Origin of the sequence: Enterobacter asburiae (assembly GCF_007035645.1) — a bacterium.
Lineage (GTDB): Bacteria > Pseudomonadota > Gammaproteobacteria > Enterobacterales > Enterobacteriaceae > Enterobacter > Enterobacter asburiae_B.
Window position 1 is genome coordinate 4,447,337 of the sequence record NZ_AP019632.1, and the last position, 19,895, is coordinate 4,467,231.

Genomic DNA, 19,895 nt, shown 5'->3' on the forward strand with positions numbered 1-19,895 from the left:
CGCCAATGTAACGATGTCTTTTCATTAACCTTTTTTCACACACGCGCACATTTTGCAGCGTGGACTAAATCGTTTTTGAAAGGAAATCTCCATGAACTCGCTTTTGTATGCGCTTATTCAAGCGCTGCGTTGCCACCTCTGGCTGCGCCTGCTTGCCTGTGCTTTTATCTTTTCTTCGCTGGGGAATGGCTTAACCCAGGTCGTGGTCTTCGGTTTGCTGCTGGCGTGGTCAGCCCCGCCCGCTCTGCTCACTCTCGCTTTTCTTTTCGCTACGGTACCAGGGTTCATCGGCAGTATCTTCGGCGAAAAGCTATGCTCACGCTTTTCGCCGATATCCCTGCTGATACTGACCGAGGGGCTGGGCCTGCTCGCCCTGCTCTTTCCCCTGCTTGGTGTGGGTTACCACAGCGTTGCCGCATTGCTCGCCGTGCAATCCACCGAAGCCCTGCTCAGCGGGATGAGCTGGCCCGCGCTGACATTGCTCTTTAAGCGCGGTCTCAGCGAAGCGGAGCTGCCCGCTGCAACCTGTCTGGAAAATGTGATTTTTGCTTCTCAGGTGTTGTTAGGGACCGGCCTGGGCATGGTGCTGTTTCAGAAGACATCCGTGTTTACCCTGCTGGCTATTGATGCCGCCAGCTTTCTGGGCTCATTAGTACTACTATGGCTGGCTGGGCGCCGGTTTTATCCGGCACCACATCCCACCGCTATGGAAAGGGGAGTTTCTGCAACATTACGCTGGCAGGCGTTGACCGTTCGGCAAAAACGCAGCCTGCTCATCCTGCCGGCGCTGGCTGCCGTCGGCTCACCGGCGATGGCGCTTCTTCCGGCACTGGCCCAGCAGCTTAGTCCTCAGGATGCGGCGGGCCTTGCTTTGCCTCTGCTTTTCGCGAGGAGTCTGGGGCAGCTTTGTGGCCCCCTGCTGCTAAAAAAAGAGAGCCTGATGCGCATTGCGGCCCACACGCCGCGAATAATCGTTTGCCTGAGCATCTTTCTGACCGCTTATGGCATGCTGCCGTTTTTGTCCGGGTGGACGGTATGCGCGCTGGGGATGATCTTTATCGCGCATCTGGCCTCGAATGTTCTCTTCGCAGCGGGCACGTTTGGGGTACTTAGTAGTTTTCCTCTCACGCAAACCGCTTCGGCCAGCGGTAAAGCCTGGCGCTGGCAAACGCTCAGCGCCTCTCTTTTCACCGGCATTGCAGCGGCGGTAGCTTCAGGGTTTGGCTCCGTACAGGCGCTCTATGCTGTCTCTGTATCGGCCCTGCTGATGGTTGCCCTGATCATGCGCCTGTATCGGGAATAAGGCATAAAAAAACGCCTGCTATAAAAGCAGGCGTTAAAACAGGTCTGTAAGACAACATATTTGGTGCTTCACTCAACGTTGTGTCCATGGTGTCTGATGAGGCCGAAGCGACATCTGTCAGTGGACGATAAGCACCGTAAATGGCTCTGCGTCATTCCTGAGTTTATGAGGCACTAAGGCGAACATAAGAGATGGAATGAGCATCTACACGCATATTATTGCACGTAACGTGCCAACATGACACCCAGAACTTTTACATGACGCAACATTTTAAGATAAAAGGAAATTATGCTGCCTGGCGCCGTCTTAGGCTCTACAACGTATCGGGAAAAGGCGGGAATATGTCGCCAGGAGGAGACAGCAAAACCCATAAATAATTATTTGTTTAATTTTCAATGATTTGCATGTCGCTGGATTGCGACAAAGAAAAAGGGCGCTGTCGGGGCATGACTACAGGAATGAGAGCTCGCAGAAAACAAAAAACCCCGCCGAAGCGGGGTTCAAAATTGGTCGGCGAGAGAGGATTCGAACCTCCGACCCACTGGTCCCAAACCAGTTGCGCTACCAAGCTGCGCTACTCGCCGATGTACTGCTTTTTGAATTTTTAGTTCAATTCATTTAAAAAGTCGTGGTGCGAGGGGGGGGACTCGAACCCCCACATCCAAAGGACACTAACACCTGAAGCTAGCGCGTCTACCAATTCCGCCACCTTCGCAATTCACAACTCTTTCAAAAATGGGGTGGCTAATGGGATTCGAACCCACGACAACTGGAATCACAATCCAGGGCTCTACCAACTGAGCTATAGCCACCACTGTATTCTTTCACGCGGTACTGACTACTTCTCAGACCACCGCAGCTCTAGCGCCGGGACTAAAATGGCGCGCCCGACAGGATTCGAACCTGAGACCTCTGCCTCCGGAGGGCAGCGCTCTATCCAGCTGAGCTACGGGCGCTTAGCGCCGTTGCGGGGCTGGATATTACGTACCTCCGTCCCCGCTGTCTAGTGCTTTTTTGAAAAAAATGCGCGTTTGGTTATGGTTTGCACATTTTGCCGCTTATTCCTCCACTTTCTGCGTGGTGCCGCGGCGACCCAGGCGAAAAAGCTTATATGCAGCCGTTACAGCCGCCAGGAAGATCATCCCGACAAACAGCGACATGCGGGTATCTTCATTAAAGTACATGCCGATTAATACGCAAATCAGGAACGCCATCGTCAAATAGTTCGCATAGGGGAACAGAATTGAGCGGAACGGATGGCTTTCAATCGCTTTTTTATGCGCATGACGGAAACGCAGCTGGCTGATGAGGATAACAAACCACGGCACCATGCCCGGCAGTACGCTGGCGCTGTAGACGTAAACGAACACGCGCTGCGGGTTAGGAATGATGTAATTCAGGCAAGAGCCAATCAGCAGGATTACAATGGAGACCGCCACACCCGCCACCGGTACGCCGGCACGTGAGACTTTACTCATCGCCGCAGGCAGCTGGTTATTCTTCGAAAGCGCATAGAGCATACGCCCGCAGCTGTACATCCCGCTGTTACAGCCTGACAGCGCTGCCGTCAGGACCACAAAATTGATGATACCCGCCGCCGCCGTGATACCAATTTTGGCGAAGGTTAATACAAACGGGCTACCCGTCGTGCCAATTTCGTTCCACGGGAAGATGGTCACGATGACGAAGATCGCGCCCACATAGAAAATCAGGATACGCCACAGCACTTTGCCCACCGCGCTACGCAGCGTGACCTGCGGGTTTTTCGCTTCACCGGCGGTAATACCAATCAGCTCCACGCCCTGATACGAGGCCACAACGATACACAGCGCCGTCAGGAAGCCCTTCCAGCCGCCGGCGAAGAAGCCGCCGTTTTCGGTCAGGTTGCCGAAGCCGATAGCGTGTCCACCGTTGCCAAAGCCGAAGAAAATCACGCCCAGGCCGACGACAATCATCACGATAATCGTGGTGACTTTGATCATTGCGAACCAGAACTCAATTTCACCGTAAAGGCGCACGGCGGCCAGGTTTGCCAGCGCCACCAGCCCCACGGCAATGAGCGCGGGTATCCACTGGACCATGTCCGGGAACCAGAACTGGACGTAGACCCCTATCGCGGTGATCTCTGAGATGCCCACCGCCATCCACATAAACCAGTATGACCAGGCCGTCAGGTAGCCGAAGAACGGGCTCATATAGCGATGCGCGTAAACGGCGAAAGAGCCGGTTACCGGCTCCAGGAAGAGCATTTCGCCCATGGAACGCATAATGAAGAAAACAAACAGCCCGGCGATAATATACGCCAGTAATACGGAAGGGCCTGCCCATTTGAGCGTGCTTGCGGAGCCCATAAACAGGCCTACGCCGATAGTGCCGCCCAGCGCTATCAGTTCAATATGACGAGCTTCCAGCCCACGCTGTAGCTCCGGTTGTTTCTCTGCCATAGATCCTCGATTGTGTTTGCTGTTTCCCGGCTTAATACCGGGTATTGTTTTTTAGGGGTACTAAAATACGGAGCGAATGGTTTCCTAAAATCTGCCAAATGGCAAACGATGCATTAAAAAAATGAATGCATTGCACAGATTATCAGCAGTTTTGCAGGCGAGTTGCAGCGCGAATAGCATATCGCGCTACATTTTGATTACATTTTCCCGGTGTAATGCCAGGCGAGGTAGCGAAGCAGACGGATCTGTCGTTTAATGCGCGTCGGTTGCGATAGCAGGCGGTACAGCCACTCCAGCCCCAGATTTTGCCAGACCTTTGGCGCACGCTTAACGTGGCCGGTAAAGACGTCGTACGTGCCGCCGACGCCCATGTAGAGGGCATCCGGACAGACCAGACGGCAGTCGCGCATCAGGATCTCCTGGCGCGGGGAGCCCATCGCCACGGTGACAATTTTCGCCCCCCTGTCACGAACGCGCTCAAACAGAGCCTGTCGATCTTCCGGTTTGAAGTAACCATCCTGGCTGCCGACAATATTAACATTCCATTGACGACGCAGTTTCTCCTCCGTCTGGGCCAGTATCTCCGGCTTTCCGCCAATCAGGAACACGGGCGTACCCTGCGCACCTGCCCGGGCCATAAGCTGCTCCCAGAGATCGGCCCCCGCCACGCGGGATACATTAGCGTCAGGATACTTTTTACGGATAGAGCGGACCACGCTGATCCCGTCCGCGTATTTAAATTCAGCCGCTTCAATCAGGCTTTTGACTTCCGCATTATCCTCAACCGCCAGCATTTTTTCCGCGTTGATGGCCACCAGCGTACCGGATTTCATCTGGCCGTCGGCGAACAGAAAGTCCAGCGCGTGCTGCATGTCGCGCCAGCCAATAAGCTGCAGGCCACGTAGCGCGTAGCGCGGTGCAGAAATTTTATCAGTCATTACTATCCTTACTCAGACTTGCGACAGCGTTGTGCTGCCCTGCCGTTCGCGCTTGTGCACAAGACCTGCGCTGTCAAACAGCCAGTACAACAGTTTGGCCAGCAACAGGCAGAGGCCGAAAACAACCATGAAGAACACCACGCGCGACACGAACGAATCCAGCCCTTCGCGCGCCAGAACGATCATATTGAAAATGGCACCAAAGCAGAAACTGTGCAAAATGGCGGCTTTATAGCGGTTGGTCTCTTCGTTGCCGCGCAGGTAAAGCCAGTCGAACCACTTGATAATCAGCCCCACGGCAACCGCCCCGGGCAGAATGAACCACGCCCCCCCCATCACCACCAGGGAACCAATCAGCGTTGGCGAGATTGCCAGACCGGAATGGTTGTTCAGCACTTCCCAGGTAAAGTAATTCGCCGTGTTAAGCACCACGCCGGGCCGGTCCGGCCATAGCCAGGAAGGGATAAAGACGTAGAAGTCTCGAACAATCGGCGCCAGCCCCTGGAAATCAATCTTGTCATAGTTTTGCAGCAGCAATGCCAGGTTTTCCCACGGCGAGAAGGTATCGCGCGTCAGGTAGAGGAACGTGTAAAACGCCTCATCGCCCGCCACGTTCATCCCGTAGCGCTTCAGCGCCAGCCAGAACATCCCCACAATGCCAAACACGCCTGCCGCAACCAGCATCCACAGCGAGATCCAGCCGCGGATGATGCCGATAAACAGGAAGATGGCGAAGGCGATGATAATGTTCGCGCGCGTGCCGCCCACAATCATGTAGGTCAGAATGCCAAACGCGACGGTGCTGACCAGAAAGAACAGCCACGCTTTGCTGTCCTGGCGCAGGAAAAAGACCACCAGCATCGCCGGGATGAAGAAATAGAAGAAACGCTTAAGCGCCACGCCCGAGACTTCGGCCGAAAAAATCTGGCTGTAGGAGTGGAGCTTAAACAGCAGAAAGCCGTTATGCATGAAGAAGATACCGACGCTGACCAGGGCGATGGTCATCAGCATCACCCACGTCAGGTGGGTCTCAACCCGATTCATGGTAAAAAGCGGCCGACGCGGGACAGCAGCCTGCGCTGAACGCAGACGCGTTTTATAGGTGACGTAGTAGACGGCATAGAAGCAGGTCGCCGCCAGAAGCGCCTGGAGCAGGATTTCCGGCGGCGCGACGCTCACGTCAAAACGGAAGACCAGAATGCTGGTCAGCGGGAAGCCGAAAAAGAAGGTCAGCAGAAACAGTAACGAGAAGAAAACGTTAAAGTTGAACCGCACCCGGCGGAATTCAAACCAGGTAAGCGTGGCGATAAACAGGGCGCTCAGAAGCCAGACAACCAGTAAGCCGCTGAATTGCAACTGACTCATGCTTTGTCTCCTGAAGCGATACGCAGCGCGCGATGCCACGGCGTGAGGTAATTCGGGCTGAAAAAATCGATGCTATTTTTATCCACCAGCGTGAGCTGGCGTTGGGCTTCCCGTACCACCTCGACATTCAGCGTGTCTGAGGTAAACAGCACCGGAATATGCTGCTCGGCCATGTCCTGCCAGAACGGGTTGTCGCGGTTGAGCACGCACGGTACACCCGCCTGAATCAGCAGACACAGCGTGCCGATTCCCTGCTGTCGGGCGAAGATGAAATAGCCAAGATCGCATTTTCTCAGCAGCGCAAGATACTCATCAAATTCCAGTTTATGGCTGAGGATGTGCAAATTTTCTGCGCTAAACAGCGCAAGTCCCTGCTGGCGAACCTCAGCAATATAGGCGTCGTTGTTGGCGGGATAGCCCATCGGCACCACCACGTTCACCGTGTCGCCGAACTGTTGATGCACCGCCCTGAGCGCTGCGACGTGTTCGTTACTGCGATCGCCGGAATTCCCCACCAGGATCGTTAGCTTGCCTTCACGCACCGCGTCATTCGCCATGGCGTTCAGCGCCGGATCCATGCGGGTTGGGAAATAGAGCAGTTCTCCGCGCACGTTCGGGTGCTGTTTAGCAAAATAGTTGAGATCGCCACGGGTGGCAAACACACAGCCCACGCGCCCCTGCGCCATGCGGCGCAGCGGATAGAAAAGACGGAATTTCCAGCCGCGGGAGACTTCGTAGAGATCGGCTCCCCAGATATGCCAGCTGAACTGGGAGGGTTTAATCCCCCCGTTAAGCAGCGCCAGCCACAGGCCGGTATTGAACTGCCCGTGGAAAAAGAAACGTTGCTTACGATCCGCCTTGGCTCTGGCAACGACCGCCTTCGCCAGCGCGGCCTTATCCGGCCAGAAGCGAATCGTCAGCGCCGGAAACGCCTCGCTCAGGCCCTTATCCTGACCTGCAACCATAAACTCACGCGCATCAGGATTACCCGATGCCAGCTCGTCGTTGAAGAACCGCAAAACGGTCTGGTTATGGTGTGGGATATCCGATCCCAGGATGTGAATCAGTGCAGTCATGCGCGTTTACGCCACAATAAAAATACGCCGCAACAGGCGGCGAAATAAACGATATAGGTTGCCATGTAGGCCTGAGCCGCCCCCAGCGCACCGTGCGCGGGTATCAGCCAGTGTGAAAATGCTGTCAGTAACGCAAACTGGCTAATTTCCGCCAGGATATACATCCGCAGGGACGCTTTTGCAATCACCAGATAGCCAAAAACGTAAGCACCCACTTTCAGTACATCACCCACCAGCTGCCAGGCAAAGAGATCGCGCATGGCGGTGAACTTCGCCGAGAACAGCAGCCAGATGGCGACATCGCGCAGTAGCCAGACGGTAAAGCTGGCCGCCGCGACGGCTGGCAGCACAAAGCGCAGCGATCGGAAAATCTCACGGGTAATATCCTGTCTGGACGTCAGACGCGATAAGGTTGGCAGCAGGTAAACGCTAAAGGAAGCCGTAATAAACTGGAGATAGGCGTCGGAAATACTGCTTACGCCCTGCCAGATCCCCACTTCATCCCAGCTATAATGCGCCGCCAGCAAATTTCGCATCATCACGTAGGCTACCGGCAGCGTAACAGAGGTGATGAGCGCCATCAGGGTAAATTTACCCAGCTGGCTGGCAAGCATCGTGTCCCATTGCGGTTTCAGGTAGCTCAGAGGGATGACGCCCCGACGCATCAGCATAAATGCCGCAGGTACAACAACCAGTGCCGGGACCAGCGCCAGCCCCAGCAGTGCGCCTTCATAGCCGCCCAGGCGATAGCAAAAGTAATAGGCAATCACGCCGATGACGCTGCCCAGGATTAAGGCAAGCGCGTTCCCGGCGGCATCACGAAAACCTTTCATCAGCGCCAGCAGCAGGTTAGCCCAGGCAATGCCCATCTGAACCAACGCGACCAGACGCACCAGCCCCTGATAATGGGTGTGCCCGAACAATCCCTGGCTGATGGGCGCCGCCGCCAGCAGAAAGACAATCGCCATCAGGGTCGAAAAACCCGTGACCATCGCCGAAGAGGTACCCACCACTCTGCGCAGCTGAGCCGCATCATCGTGATACTGCGCAACGTATTTGGTGACGCCGTTGAAGATACCGGCACCGGCCAGCACGCCAAGGACGGTAACGAGCTGGCGGAAATTACCTGCCAGCCCGACACCAGAGGGGCCAAATGAGACGGCCAACAGCTTGACGACCAGCAGCCCGGCGCCAATTTTTACAAGCGTGGACGCGGCGGTCCACACCGATGCTTTTGCCAGAGACATATCAGCCGAAATAACTCAGAAGGGTATTAATCACCGTACGCTGGTTAACAGGCGCGAGGTTGTAGAACAGTGGCAGGCGAAGCAAACGCTCACTTTCTTTGGTGGTGTAACGATCTTCACCCGCAAACGTGCCAAACGCTTCGCCGGCCGGGCTGGAGTGCAGCGGGATGTAGTGGAACACCGCCATAATTTCGGCCTCTTTCAGCCAGGCGATGAGCTCGCTGCGGTCGTCGTTATCGCGCAGCTTGATGTAGAACATATGCGCGTTGTGGACGCAATCCGCCGGGATGGTCGGCAGCTCAATACGCCCGGCTTTGGCCAGAGGCTCAAGCGCATCATAATACGTTTGCCACAGGGAAAGACGCTGAAGGTTGATACGTTCCGCCGCTTCCAGCTGCGCCCACAGATACGCCGCCTGCAGATCCGCCATCAGATAGCTGGAGCCGATATCGCGCCAGGTGTATTTATCAACCTGTCCCCGGAAGAACTGGCTGCGGTTGGTGCCTTTTTCGCGGATCACTTCCGCACGCTCCACGAGAGCCCGGTCGTTAATCAGCGTCGCGCCACCTTCTCCACCCGCCGTGTAGTTTTTGGTTTCGTGGAAGCTAAAGCAGCCGATGTGGCCGATCGTGCCCAGTGCGCGTCCCTTGTAGGTGGACATCACGCCCTGCGCGGCATCTTCCACCACGAACAGATTATGTTTTTTGGCGATGGCCATGATGGTGTCCATTTCACAGGCCACGCCCGCGTAGTGAACCGGCACGATCGCGCGCGTTTTGTCGGTGATCGCCGCTTCAATCAGCGTCTCATCAATGTTCATGGTATCCGGGCGGATATCCACAAAGACGATTTTCGCTCCGCGTAGGACAAAGGCGTTTGCGGTGGAAACGAAGGTATAGCTCGGCATAATCACTTCATCACCGGGCTGGATATCCAGCAGCAGTGCCGCCATTTCCAGCGATGCCGTACAGGATGGGGTCAGCAGCACTTTGGCGCTGCGAAAACGCTGTTCCATCCACTGCTGACAGCGACGGGTAAAACCGCCGTCACCACAGAGTTTGCCGCTGCCCATGGCAGACTGCATATAGTCGAGTTCAGTTCCGACAACGGGTGGTGCGTTAAATGGAATCATCTTGTCACCTGTATAACCAGTAGGCGGTGGCGTCGATGTTGGCACCACTCGCAATATAACGTTTAAGCGCGGCGGTGTTGCCCAGTTGGGTCGCGACCCGCAGCGTCACAAGCTGTTGCTGCTGCGCCCAGTGCAGCGCCGCCTGCATGAGTTTCTCACCCATGCCGCGCCCGGCTAATAAGCCGATACGCGCCTCGCGCTCGTTGAGCTTACGCAGCGAGACGAACCCCTGGATTTGACCGTCCCCTGCACGGAAAACCAGGCAGACGTGGTCAAAGGTGCCTTTGACCGCATTTTCTATCCACTGGGCATAGAAACGTCCGCTATCGTCAGGCGCATACCAGGGCGCACGAAAGCGGCTCTGAGCAAACGCCTGGGCCGCCATCTGACGCAGCACGGGGATGTCCTGCTCTGTTGCAATTTCCGCGCCGGACGCATCGTGCCGGGTAAGGTTAATGGAAAGGTCTACCTCACCTTCAACCAGCTGAAAGCCGTGTTGCTGGAGCGCATCAAGCAGATCGGCTCGCTCCGCCGGGATCTTAGCCTGCACCCGTTGCCAGGCGATAAAATCCGGTTCAGCCAGCACCGACGCATCATCACGCAGACGCACGATGGCCGACGGCAGGCCGAAAAAGGCACTCTCCCACTGCAGGGACTCGAGCACCCCATTCAGGCTGTTCAACGCCAGACACCTTTGGTATCCACAATATACTGCTGACGAACGGCATCGCCGGACGTTGCTTTAAACTCTTTATGATCCACCAGCAGCACCAGCACGTCCGCCGTCGCCAGCGCGTCGTCCAGCGCCGTCAGCGTGCAGTGTTGTCCCGCCAGTTTTGCCGGCAATTGATGGATATTCGGCTCAACCACCAGCGTTTCACCCTTGTGCCATTCGGCAATCATCTCAGCAATTTCCATCGCCGGGCTTTCACGCAGATCGTCAATATTGGGTTTGAATGCCAGACCAAAGCAGGCAATTTTCAGCTCGCTGGCGCGCTTGCCGCTCTCTGCCAGACAATCCGCTACCGTCGCTTTAACCTGATTGAGTACCCAGTGAGGCTTGCTGTCGTTCACTTCACGCGCGGTGCGAATCAGACGCGCCTGCGCCGGATTTTGCGCCACGATAAACCACGGGTCGACGGCGATACAGTGTCCGCCCACGCCCGGACCTGGCTGGAGAATATTCACGCGCGGATGGCGATTCGCCAGACTAATCAGCTCCCAGACGTTAATCCCCTGATCGGCACAGATCAGCGACAGTTCGTTCGCAAAGGCGATATTGACGTCGCGGAAGCTGTTCTCCGTCAGCTTGCACATCTCGGCGGTGCGGGAGTTGGTCACCACGCATTCACCTTCCAGGAAAATCTTGTACAGCGCGCTGGCACGTTCGGAACAGACGGGCGTCATACCGCCAATGACGCGGTCGTTTTTAATCAGTTCGACCATCACCTGACCCGGTAACACGCGCTCCGGACAGTAAGCGATGTTGATATCCGCCTGTTCACCCGCCTGCTGCGGGAAGCTTAAATCAGGGCGCGCGTCGGCCAGCCACTGTGCCATCTGCTCGGTAGCGCCGACCGGAGATGTTGATTCCAGGATCACCAGCGCCCCTTTCTTCAGCACAGGCGCGATGGATTTTGCCGCCGCCTCGACGAACGCCATGTCGGGCTCGTGGTCGCCTTTAAATGGAGTGGGGACGGCAATCAGGTAGGCATCCGCTTCAACTGGCGTCGTGCTGGCACGCAGGAAGCCCCCCTCCACCGCCTCTTTCACCACGCGGTCAAGATCGGGCTCCACAATATGAATCTCGCCACGGTTAATGGTTTCTACCGCCCGTGCGTTGATATCCACACCGACAACCTGTTTCTGACGAGAGGCAAACGCGGCCGCAGTAGGCAAGCCAATGTAGCCAAGACCAATGACCGAGATGGTAGTAAAACTCATAGCGATACCCGATTGTGTTTAAGTGCTTGCAAAATACGGCCACAAGCCTGCCCGTCTCCGTACGGATTATGGGCCCGGCTCATCGCCTGATACGCTTCATCGTCATGCAGCAGGCGCGTGACCTCTTCGACGATGAGCTGCGCGTTGGTGCCGACCAGCCGCACCGTACCGGCTTTGACGGCTTCCGGACGTTCGGTCGTTTCACGCATCACCAGCACCGGTTTGCCGAGGGATGGCGCTTCTTCCTGAATTCCGCCGGAATCGGTGAGGATCAGCCAGGCGTGGTTCATCAGCCAGACAAACGGCATGTAGTCCTGAGGTTCAATCAGAAGGACATTGTCGACATGGCCCAGGATCCGGTTAACCGGCTCGCTGACGTTAGGGTTAAGGTGTACTGGATAGACAATTTGCACATCATCGTTCTGCGCGGCGATTTCAGCCAGCGCGTGACAGATTTGCTCGAAACCCCTGCCAAAGCTTTCGCGACGGTGGCCAGTAACCAGAATGGTTTTTTTACCGTTGTGAAGGAACGGATAGCGGGCAGCGAGCTCTTTCTGAAGCTCGCTATTTGCCAGGACGCGGTCACGTACCCAAATTAACGCGTCAATGACCGTATTGCCGGTCACAAAGATTTTGTTATCGGCGATATTTTCACGCAGCAGGTTCTGACGGGAGTTTTCCGTTGGCGCAAAGTGGTACATCGCCAGATGACCCGTTAACGTGCGGTTGGCCTCCTCCGGCCACGGCGAATAAAGATTGCCGGTACGCAGACCCGCCTCAACATGCCCCACGGGAATTCGCTGGTAAAACGCGGCCAGGCTTGTCGCCACGGTTGTGGTGGTGTCACCGTGAACCAGCACCACGTCAGGCTTGAATGACTCCAGGATCGGCTTTAGCTCTTGCAGAATGCGACAGGTTATTTCCGTTAATCCTTGCCCCGGTTTCATAATATTAAGGTCGTAATCCGGGACGATGGAGAAGAGCGTTAAAACCTGATCGAGCATCTCACGGTGTTGGGCAGTGACGCACACTTTCGCTTCAATATCAGGATCGCAGGCCAGCGCATGAACCAGAGGTGCCATCTTAATGGCCTCCGGCCTGGTGCCAAATACGGTTAGTACTTTCACATCGATTCTCTTCGATTAGGCGATGAAGGCCGCAGCCTTCATCGTAGACGGCGTTCTTAGTTTTTGCGACGACGCGTTAACGCCACGCCAGCGCCCGTCAGTGCGCCTACAATCCCCCACATAATCATCAGGAATGCACGACGCGGACTATCGCGTTTTACAGGTTCTTCAGGCGTTCGCAAATAACGATAGGTCTGAAAACGCGGGTCCAGAGATGGACCGACATTAAGCGTATTGAGCATCGCGCGATTTTGATCGTAATCGAGGTCAAAATCAGGACCGACGGCCTGGAGGTTTTCCAGACGCGCCTGCAACATAGGGCGACCAAGGAGGAACATCTCTGAATCAGGCAGCTCATCGGCCGGCACGTCAGTCTCAGTACGGGAAATATTGCGCTGTTCTGCAATTTTCAGCGCCTGCTCAATGTTATGCACACGGCGACCGAAAATGGTATTCGCCACCTCTTCCTGACGTTTCACCTGGGCTTTCATCTGGATGGTACGAGCCGCCCAGGCACCTTTAAGCTCTTCGTTAAGATGGCTTGCGGCACGCTGGCTGGCAAACGCGACGTACTGACGCAACAGGTTGTTGGCATCCGGCGCGGTTTCTGCAATCAGCTTGACGCTGTCATTCACGTTACGCAGCGCGTCGCCCGGCATAAACTGAATATTGTTAATCAGATCGTCCAGCAGGGCGGCGTCGGCTTTTGTATTATCAACCCGGCGCTGCTTGTAGTAATCCGTCTGGGACCAGAAATCGCGGCGGGTATCCCACGAAGCCAGCTGCATCACAAACTCTTTATAGGCTTCATCCATAACGGAAGCCTGGTCTGGCGTTGCAAGACTGGCTTTGATGTCCAGGTTACGCAGGAATTGCTGCTGGGAATAGTATCCCCCGAGCATGTTAACCGTTGGCTTGTCTGTGATTGCCGTGGCGCTCCACTCTTGTTTTGCAAAGAACGTATAGGCCAGCGCTAACAGTGCAAACCCCAGCGCGATCCCCGCAATCCAAAGTTTGCCTGCCCATAGCACGCGAAACAAACCCCGAATATCCAGTTCATTCTCAGTTACCACTGATTTCGCTCCCGCCAACGGTTGAGTCATCATAGTCCCGGTTTTACTTAGTTAATGTTGTGTTTTTGCCACTGTTACGACGCATCCTGCGTTTAAGACGTTTAATAAATCGCGCCACTTTCCATGCGCGTTTAATGCAGTAGCCGTACAGGAAAAATGCCAGCAAGAATAATGCCAACATAACCCACTCAGGAATAATATGAGAATATTCTGCAGCTACACCAATCGCGGCCAAAATAGCGGCGGCCAGAGTAATCAGCACAAACGCCTGACGAGAAGTAAAACCCGCACGCATGATGAGATGATGAATATGTTGGCGGTCAGGAGAGAAAGGACTCATCCCCTTGCGCAGGCGGCGATACATAATCGCCACCATATCCATTAATGGAATGGCAATAATCCACAGCGCGGTTACGGGACTTATCGGATGGGTTTGACCCTGTGTGGTTTCAAGCAGGATCCAGATAACCGTAAAACCAATCAGTGTACTGCCCGCGTCACCCATAAAGACTTTATAACGACGGCCCAGCACACCGAGGTTTAGGAGGATATAAGGCAGAATGGCGGCAATCATGGCAAAACACCACATTGCCAGACTGTACTGACCATCAAACCATAAAATAATGCCGATTGCGGCGAACGAGACGGACGACAACCCACCGAGCAGGCCGTCAATGCCATCCACCATGTTGAAAGCATTGATTGCCGCCCAGACGGCAAAGAGTGTCAGGAAGAAGCCAAATGGACCCAGGACTAACTCCCAGGGGCCAAATACATAGCCTAGGCTTCGCAGATACAGTCCGCCCACTACCATCATCACCACGCCAATCGCCGCCTGAACGGTAGCGCGTATTTTCACCGCAATATCGAACCGGTCATCAAGGGCCCCGACTAACACCAGAACACCGGCGCAGGCGATGTAGAGGGCGGCATGCGGGATATAATAATCGGCAATACCAAACGTGAAGCAAATCCCTGCGTAAACAGAAATCCCGCCGACTAAAGGAATAAGTCCCTGATGGCGTTTACGAAAATTTGGCTTATCCACCAACCCTATTCGTTTTGCCACCTTGCGCGCAATGAACAAAAAACAGGTTGTGAATAAAAAAATACTGATCAGTTCAGTAACGGCGGTGAATAGATTCACAATGGATTGCTCTCAACAAATGTTAGTCCCGGAAGTATAACCATGAAGCCACAGCCTCAGAAGTAATAAAGATGGCTTCTGACCACTCCCTTTGTATATTTTTCAATCAATTATTTCTTTAGCTGCACAAACGTCCCTATTGTCGCACCGACCGGTCAAAATTGGGAGTAGATGGTACTAGCGTATAGTCCATAAAAGAAAAACGCCACGTAAAAACGTGGCGTTCGCTGGCTTTATTTGCGTTACGAGCGTTTCATCATGTCGAAGAAATCGTCGTTGGTTTTGGTCATCGCCAGTTTGTTAATGAGGAACTCCATCGCGTCAATTTCACCCATTGGATGGATGATTTTGCGCAGGATCCACATTTTCTGCAGCTCTTCCTGCGTGGTGAGCAGCTCTTCTTTACGGGTACCGGAACGGTTGTAGTCGATAGCCGGGAAGACGCGTTTCTCAGCGATTTTACGAGAAAGATGCAGTTCCATGTTACCTGTACCTTTAAATTCTTCGTAAATTACTTCGTCCATTTTAGAACCGGTATCGATCAGCGCCGTCGCGATGATGGTCAGGCTGCCGCCCTCTTCCACGTTACGTGCGGCACCGAAGAAGCGTTTCGGGCGATGCAGGGCGTTAGCATCCACACCACCGGTCAGCACTTTACCTGACGCCGGAACCACGGTGTTATAGGCACGCGCCAGACGGGTGATGGAGTCAAGCAGGATGATCACGTCTTTCTTGTGCTCAACCAGGCGTTTCGCCTTCTCGATAACCATTTCCGCAACCTGAACGTGGCGAGATGCCGGTTCGTCGAAGGTAGAAGCAACCACTTCACCTTTAACCAGACGCTGCATCTCGGTCACTTCTTCCGGACGTTCGTCGATCAGCAGCACCATCAGCACGCAGTCTGGGTGGTTATAAGCGATGCTCTGCGCGATGTTCTGCAGCAGCATGGTTTTACCCGCTTTTGGCGGTGCCACAATCAGACCACGCTGGCCGCGACCAATTGGTGATGCCAGATCCAGAACACGCGCGGTTAAGTCTTCAGTAGAACCGTTACCACGCTCCATGCGCAGGCGAGAGTTCGCGTGCAGCGGCGTTAAGTTCTCAAAGAGGATCTTATTACGCGAGTTTTCCGGTTTGTCGAAGTTAACTTCATTGACTTTCAACAGCGCAAAGTAGCGTTCACCCTCTTTAGGAGGACGAATCTTACCTGAAATGGTGTCACCAGTGCGGAGGTTAAAACGGCGGATTTGGCTGGGGGATACGTAGATGTCGTCAGGGCCGGCGAGGTAGGAGCTGTCTGCAGAGCGGAGGAAACCAAATCCGTCTTGCAATATCTCCAGCACACCGTCGCCAAAGATATCTTCGCCACTCTTAGCGTGCTGCTTCAGGATGGCGAAAATGATGTCCTGCTTGCGCATACGGGCCTGGTTTTCCAGTCCCATATTTTCGCCGAGAGTGATCAGCTCAGAAACCGGCGTATTCTTTAATTCGGTAAGATTCATAATGGTGTGGGTTCTTAAACTCGGGGTGATTCTCGAACTTAATGTTGTGAATGGTATGGCAGGGTCATCCATGCCTGTTTAGCGGCCATCAACTCATGTCTGTTCGCTGTCTGGTCACAGGGAAAGAACGCAGAACTGAAACGACAAGACGGATTGAGTGACAAGCCCGGAATTTAGCCACTTCACGCACTGTTCATGTTAACAACGGGAAGTATCGGGTAAAACAAGATTCAAACAACAAGATATGTTTAAAACGAAGTCATAGCTAACTTAGCACGACTTCAGCCGGGCGTCCAGAGTTCCACATCATTTAGCCGGGAGCCCTGAACGCACAGCGGAGAAACCTTACGCCAGGTTAGCGTCCAGGAACTCTTTCAGTTGACCTTTGGACAGTGCGCCCACTTTGGTCGCTGCCACTTCGCCGTTTTTGAACAGCAGAAGGGTTGGGATGCCACGGATACCGTATTTTGGTGCGGTGCCCGGGTTCTGGTCGATGTTCAGCTTGGCAACGGTCAGTTTGCCCTGATATTCGTCAGCGATCTCATCCAGAATCGGGGCGATCATTTTGCAAGGACCACACCATTCAGCCCAGAAATCGACGAGGATCAGCCCGTCAGCCTTAAGTACGTCCGTGTCAAAACTGTCGTCAGTCAGGTGAATAATTTTATCGCTCATATATAACTCCACAGGAATAAGCCTGGTACGTTGGTTTTGTCTCCACCAACGACGTGTTGATGTCGCATTAACCAACTAAAGGTTGACTTTATTTCACCGGATACGCTTTCGTAAAGCAATAGTAAGCTGATATTCTACCACACTATGAGCAAAACACATTTAACAGAACAGAAGTTTTCCGACTTCGCGCTGCACCCGAAGGTGATTGAAGCCCTTGAAAATAAAGGGTTTCATAACTGCACGCCCATTCAGGCCCTCGCGCTGCCGCTGACGCTGGCCGGTCGCGATGTTGCCGGGCAGGCGCAAACCGGTACCGGCAAAACGATGGCGTTTTTAACGTCAACGTTTCATTATTTACTTTCTCACCCAGCGATTGCAGACCGCAAAGTTAACCAGCCGCGCGCGCTAATTATGGCCCCGACGCGAGAACTGGCGGTACAGATCCACGCAGACGCTGAACCCCTGGCGCAGTCTACCGGACTGAAGCTTGGCCTGGCCTATGGCGGCGACGGCTACGATAAACAGCTGAAAGTGCTGGAAAGCGGTGTGGATATCCTGATCGGTACCACCGGCCGTCTTATCGATTACGCCAAACAGAACCACATTAACCTCGGCGCAATCCAGGTTGTAGTGCTCGATGAAGCTGACCGCATGTACGATCTGGGCTTCATTAAAGACATTCGCTGGCTGTTCCGCCGCATGCCGCCGGCCAATCAGCGTCTGAACATGCTGTTCTCCGCTACCCTTTCTTATCGCGTACGCGAGCTGGCGTTCGAACAGATGAACAACGCCGAATATGTAGAAGTGGAACCTGAGCAGAAAACGGGTCACCGCATTAAAGAAGAGCTCTTCTACCCTTCCAATGAAGAGAAAATGCGTCTGCTGCAAACGCTGATTGAAGAAGAGTGGCCAGATCGCGCCATTATCTTCGCGAACACCAAACACCGTTGTGAAGACATCTGGGGCCATCTGGCTGCAGACGGCCACCGTGTTGGCCTGTTGACCGGCGACGTGGCGCAGAAAAAACGCCTGCGTATTCTTGAAGAATTTACCCGTGGCGATCTCGATATTCTGGTCGCAACCGACGTTGCTGCTCGTGGTCTGCATATTCCGGCCGTGACGCACGTCTTTAACTACGATCTGCCAGACGACTGCGAAGACTACGTACACCGCATCGGTCGTACCGGTCGTGCGGGCGCAAGCGGTCACTCGATTAGCCTGGCGTGTGAAGAGTATGCGCTGAATCTCCCGGCCATTGAGACGTATATCGGTCACTCTATCCCGCAGAGCAAATACAATCCGGAAGCGTTGTTAAGCGAACTGCCGCCGCCTAAGCGTCTAACCCGCCCACGCTCCGGCAATGGTCCGCGTCGTTCAGGTGGCGCGCCGCGTAATCGTCGTCGTTCAGGTTAAGAAAATATGCTCAGCTCCACCTCGCTTTATGCGGCAATTGATCTCGGTTCGAATAGTTTTCATATGCTGGTTGTGCGCGAGGTGGCGGGAAGCATACAAACGCTGACGCGCATCAAGCGCAAGGTCCGCCTCGCGGCGGGCCTGAGCAGCGATAATCACCTCTCCCCTGAAGCCATGGAACGTGGCTGGCAGTGTCTGCGGCTCTTTGCCGAACGTCTGCAGGATATCCCGCACGCCCAAATCACCGTGGTCGCCACTGCGACACTCCGCCTGGCGGTCAACGCCGTGGATTTCATTGCCAGAGCGCAGGAAATTCTGGGTTGTCCGGTACAGGTTATCAGCGGTGAAGAAGAGGCTCGCCTGATTTACCAGGGCGTTGCGCACACCACGGGAGGTGACGATCGCCGTCTGGTGGTGGATATCGGCGGTGCCAGTACCGAGCTTGTGACCGGCACCGGCGCGCAGGCAACGTCGCTGTTCAGCCTGTCGATGGGCTGCGTGACCTGGCTTGAGCGCTACTTTACCGATCGGAACCTGGCGAAAGAGAACTTCGACGAGGCAGAAAACGCCGCGCGCGAGGTATTACGCCCGGTGATGGACGAGCTGCGCTATCACGGCTGGAAAGTCTGCGTGGGTGCCTCGGGTACCGTGCAGGCTCTGCAGGAAATCATGATGGCGCAGGGAATGGACGAGCGGATTACGCTTGCCAAACTTCAGCAGCTGAAACAGCGCGCCATTCAGTGCGGACGCCTGGAAGAGCTGGAAATTGAAGGCCTGACGCTGGAACGCGCGCTGGTCTTCCCGAGCGGACTGGCTATTCTTATCGCCATTTTCACCGAGCTGAACATCCAGTGTATGACCCTGGCCGGCGGCGCGCTGCGCGAAGGTCTGGTCTACGGGATGTTACATCTGTCGGTCGATCAGGATATCCGCAGCCGTACCCTGCGCAACGTTCAGCGTCGTTTTCTGGTTGATATCGATCAGGCAGGACGCGTATCGCAGCTGGCGTCACGCTTCGCCGATCGGGTTGCTAACGTCTGGGATCTTGACCATCTGAGCCGGGATTTACTGCTGAGCGCCTGTGCGCTACATGAAGTGGGGCTGAGCATTGATTTTAAGCAGGCACCGGCTCATGCAGCGTATCTGGTGCGAAACCTGGATTTACCGGGCTATACGCCTGCGCAGAAAAAATTGCTGGCCACGCTGCTGCTGAACCAGACCAACGCCGTCGATCTCTCCTCTTTGCATCAGCAAAACGCCGTACCGCCGCGCGTGGCCGAGCATCTGTGCCGCCTGCTGCGTCTGGCGATCCTGTTTGCCAGCCGCCGCCGCGATGATTTGCTGCCGGCCATTAATCTGGTGGCCGATGACGAGAAGCTTTCGCTGACGCTGCCGGAGAACTGGATTGATCGTCACCCATTAGGGGCAGAGATGATCGAGCAGGAGTGCCAGTGGCAGAGCTATGTGCACTGGGTGCTGGAAGTAAAGTAATACGCTGAACAGTGCCGG

At 54.8% G+C, this 19,895-nt stretch carries 16 protein-coding genes and 4 tRNA genes; 3 read left to right on the top strand and 17 right to left on the bottom strand.

Annotated elements, in window-relative coordinates:
• Positions 1 to 91 precede the first annotated feature (91 nt).
• Positions 92 to 1,303 (top strand): MFS transporter, encoded by a 1,212-nt coding sequence (locus FOY96_RS21305; protein ID WP_143347700.1) that lies wholly within the window; start codon positions 92 to 94, stop codon positions 1,301 to 1,303.
• A 507-nt stretch (positions 1,304 to 1,810) separates the two neighbouring features.
• Here FOY96_RS21305 and FOY96_RS21310 read toward each other — a convergent pair.
• From FOY96_RS21310 to trxA, 17 genes are all read right to left on the bottom strand, one after another.
• A tRNA-Pro gene (locus tag FOY96_RS21310) sits at positions 1,811 to 1,887 on the bottom strand.
• Between the two features lie 45 nt (positions 1,888 to 1,932).
• Positions 1,933 to 2,018, bottom strand: a tRNA-Leu gene (locus FOY96_RS21315).
• A gap of 21 nt (positions 2,019 to 2,039) precedes the next feature.
• Positions 2,040 to 2,115, bottom strand: a tRNA-His gene (locus tag FOY96_RS21320).
• Between the two features lie 67 nt (positions 2,116 to 2,182).
• Positions 2,183 to 2,259, bottom strand: a tRNA-Arg gene (locus FOY96_RS21325).
• 102 nt (positions 2,260 to 2,361) lie between these two features.
• On the bottom strand, positions 2,362 to 3,747 hold the full coding sequence (gene thrP / locus FOY96_RS23015) for a bifunctional threonine/serine APC transporter ThrP (RefSeq protein ID WP_172620530.1): 1,386 nt from the start codon (positions 3,745 to 3,747) through the stop codon (positions 2,362 to 2,364).
• 197 nt (positions 3,748 to 3,944) lie between these two features.
• Positions 3,945 to 4,685, bottom strand: coding sequence for a lipopolysaccharide N-acetylmannosaminouronosyltransferase (gene wecG / locus FOY96_RS21335; RefSeq protein ID WP_143347701.1), 741 nt, complete (start codon positions 4,683 to 4,685; stop codon positions 3,945 to 3,947).
• 12 nt (positions 4,686 to 4,697) lie between these two features.
• Positions 4,698 to 6,050 (bottom strand): ECA oligosaccharide polymerase, encoded by a 1,353-nt coding sequence (gene wzyE / locus FOY96_RS21340; RefSeq protein ID WP_033146908.1) that lies wholly within the window; start codon positions 6,048 to 6,050, stop codon positions 4,698 to 4,700.
• Positions 6,047 to 7,126: a TDP-N-acetylfucosamine:lipid II N-acetylfucosaminyltransferase gene (locus tag FOY96_RS21345; RefSeq protein ID WP_143347702.1), complete on the bottom strand. Its 1,080-nt coding sequence runs from the start codon at positions 7,124 to 7,126 to the stop codon at positions 6,047 to 6,049. Before FOY96_RS21345 ends, wzyE begins: the two co-directional genes overlap by 4 nt.
• Positions 7,123 to 8,373 carry a lipid III flippase WzxE gene (gene wzxE / locus FOY96_RS21350; RefSeq protein WP_045888450.1) on the bottom strand — a complete coding sequence of 417 codons (1,251 nt, stop codon included), beginning with the start codon at positions 8,371 to 8,373 and terminating at the stop codon, positions 7,123 to 7,125. The genes FOY96_RS21345 and wzxE overlap by 4 nt, the downstream gene beginning before the upstream one ends.
• Before the next feature lies 1 nt (position 8,374).
• A complete protein-coding gene (gene rffA, locus FOY96_RS21355; RefSeq protein WP_023309640.1) occupies positions 8,375 to 9,505 on the bottom strand; it encodes a dTDP-4-amino-4,6-dideoxygalactose transaminase in 1,131 nt (376 codons plus the stop codon).
• A 4-nt stretch (positions 9,506 to 9,509) separates the two neighbouring features.
• On the bottom strand, positions 9,510 to 10,187 hold the full coding sequence (gene rffC / locus FOY96_RS21360) for a dTDP-4-amino-4,6-dideoxy-D-galactose acyltransferase (protein WP_064673092.1): 678 nt from the start codon (positions 10,185 to 10,187) through the stop codon (positions 9,510 to 9,512).
• Entirely contained in the window at positions 10,184 to 11,449 is a 1,266-nt protein-coding gene (wecC, locus tag FOY96_RS21365) for a UDP-N-acetyl-D-mannosamine dehydrogenase (protein ID WP_143347703.1), read from the bottom strand. Before wecC ends, rffC begins: the two co-directional genes overlap by 4 nt.
• Entirely contained in the window at positions 11,446 to 12,576 is a 1,131-nt protein-coding gene (gene wecB / locus FOY96_RS21370) for a non-hydrolyzing UDP-N-acetylglucosamine 2-epimerase (protein ID WP_065419804.1), read from the bottom strand. The genes wecC and wecB overlap by 4 nt, the downstream gene beginning before the upstream one ends.
• Before the next feature lie 56 nt (positions 12,577 to 12,632).
• A complete protein-coding gene (wzzE, locus tag FOY96_RS21375) occupies positions 12,633 to 13,679 on the bottom strand; it encodes an ECA polysaccharide chain length modulation protein (protein WP_033146914.1) in 1,047 nt (348 codons plus the stop codon).
• 13 nt (positions 13,680 to 13,692) lie between these two features.
• Positions 13,693 to 14,796 (bottom strand): UDP-N-acetylglucosamine--undecaprenyl-phosphate N-acetylglucosaminephosphotransferase, encoded by a 1,104-nt coding sequence (wecA, locus tag FOY96_RS21380; protein WP_023309645.1) that lies wholly within the window; start codon positions 14,794 to 14,796, stop codon positions 13,693 to 13,695.
• Positions 14,797 to 15,038: 242 nt separating this feature from the next.
• Positions 15,039 to 16,298: a transcription termination factor Rho gene (rho, locus tag FOY96_RS21385; RefSeq protein ID WP_008501566.1), complete on the bottom strand. Its 1,260-nt coding sequence runs from the start codon at positions 16,296 to 16,298 to the stop codon at positions 15,039 to 15,041.
• Positions 16,299 to 16,643: 345 nt separating this feature from the next.
• Positions 16,644 to 16,973, bottom strand: coding sequence for a thioredoxin TrxA (gene trxA, locus FOY96_RS21390; protein WP_006179218.1), 330 nt, complete (start codon positions 16,971 to 16,973; stop codon positions 16,644 to 16,646).
• A 144-nt stretch (positions 16,974 to 17,117) separates the two neighbouring features.
• Here trxA and rhlB point away from each other — a divergent pair, with 144 nt between their 5' ends.
• Together rhlB and gppA are read left to right on the top strand one after the other, a co-directional pair.
• The gene (gene rhlB / locus FOY96_RS21395; protein WP_023309646.1) at positions 17,118 to 18,386 is read left to right on the top strand and encodes an ATP-dependent RNA helicase RhlB; all 1,269 of its coding nucleotides are present in this window, start codon (positions 17,118 to 17,120) and stop codon (positions 18,384 to 18,386) included.
• 6 nt (positions 18,387 to 18,392) lie between these two features.
• Positions 18,393 to 19,877, top strand: a complete 1,485-nt coding sequence (gene gppA, locus FOY96_RS21400) for a guanosine-5'-triphosphate,3'-diphosphate diphosphatase (protein WP_039264265.1) — start codon at positions 18,393 to 18,395, stop codon at positions 19,875 to 19,877.
• Positions 19,878 to 19,895: the final 18 nt, after the last annotated feature.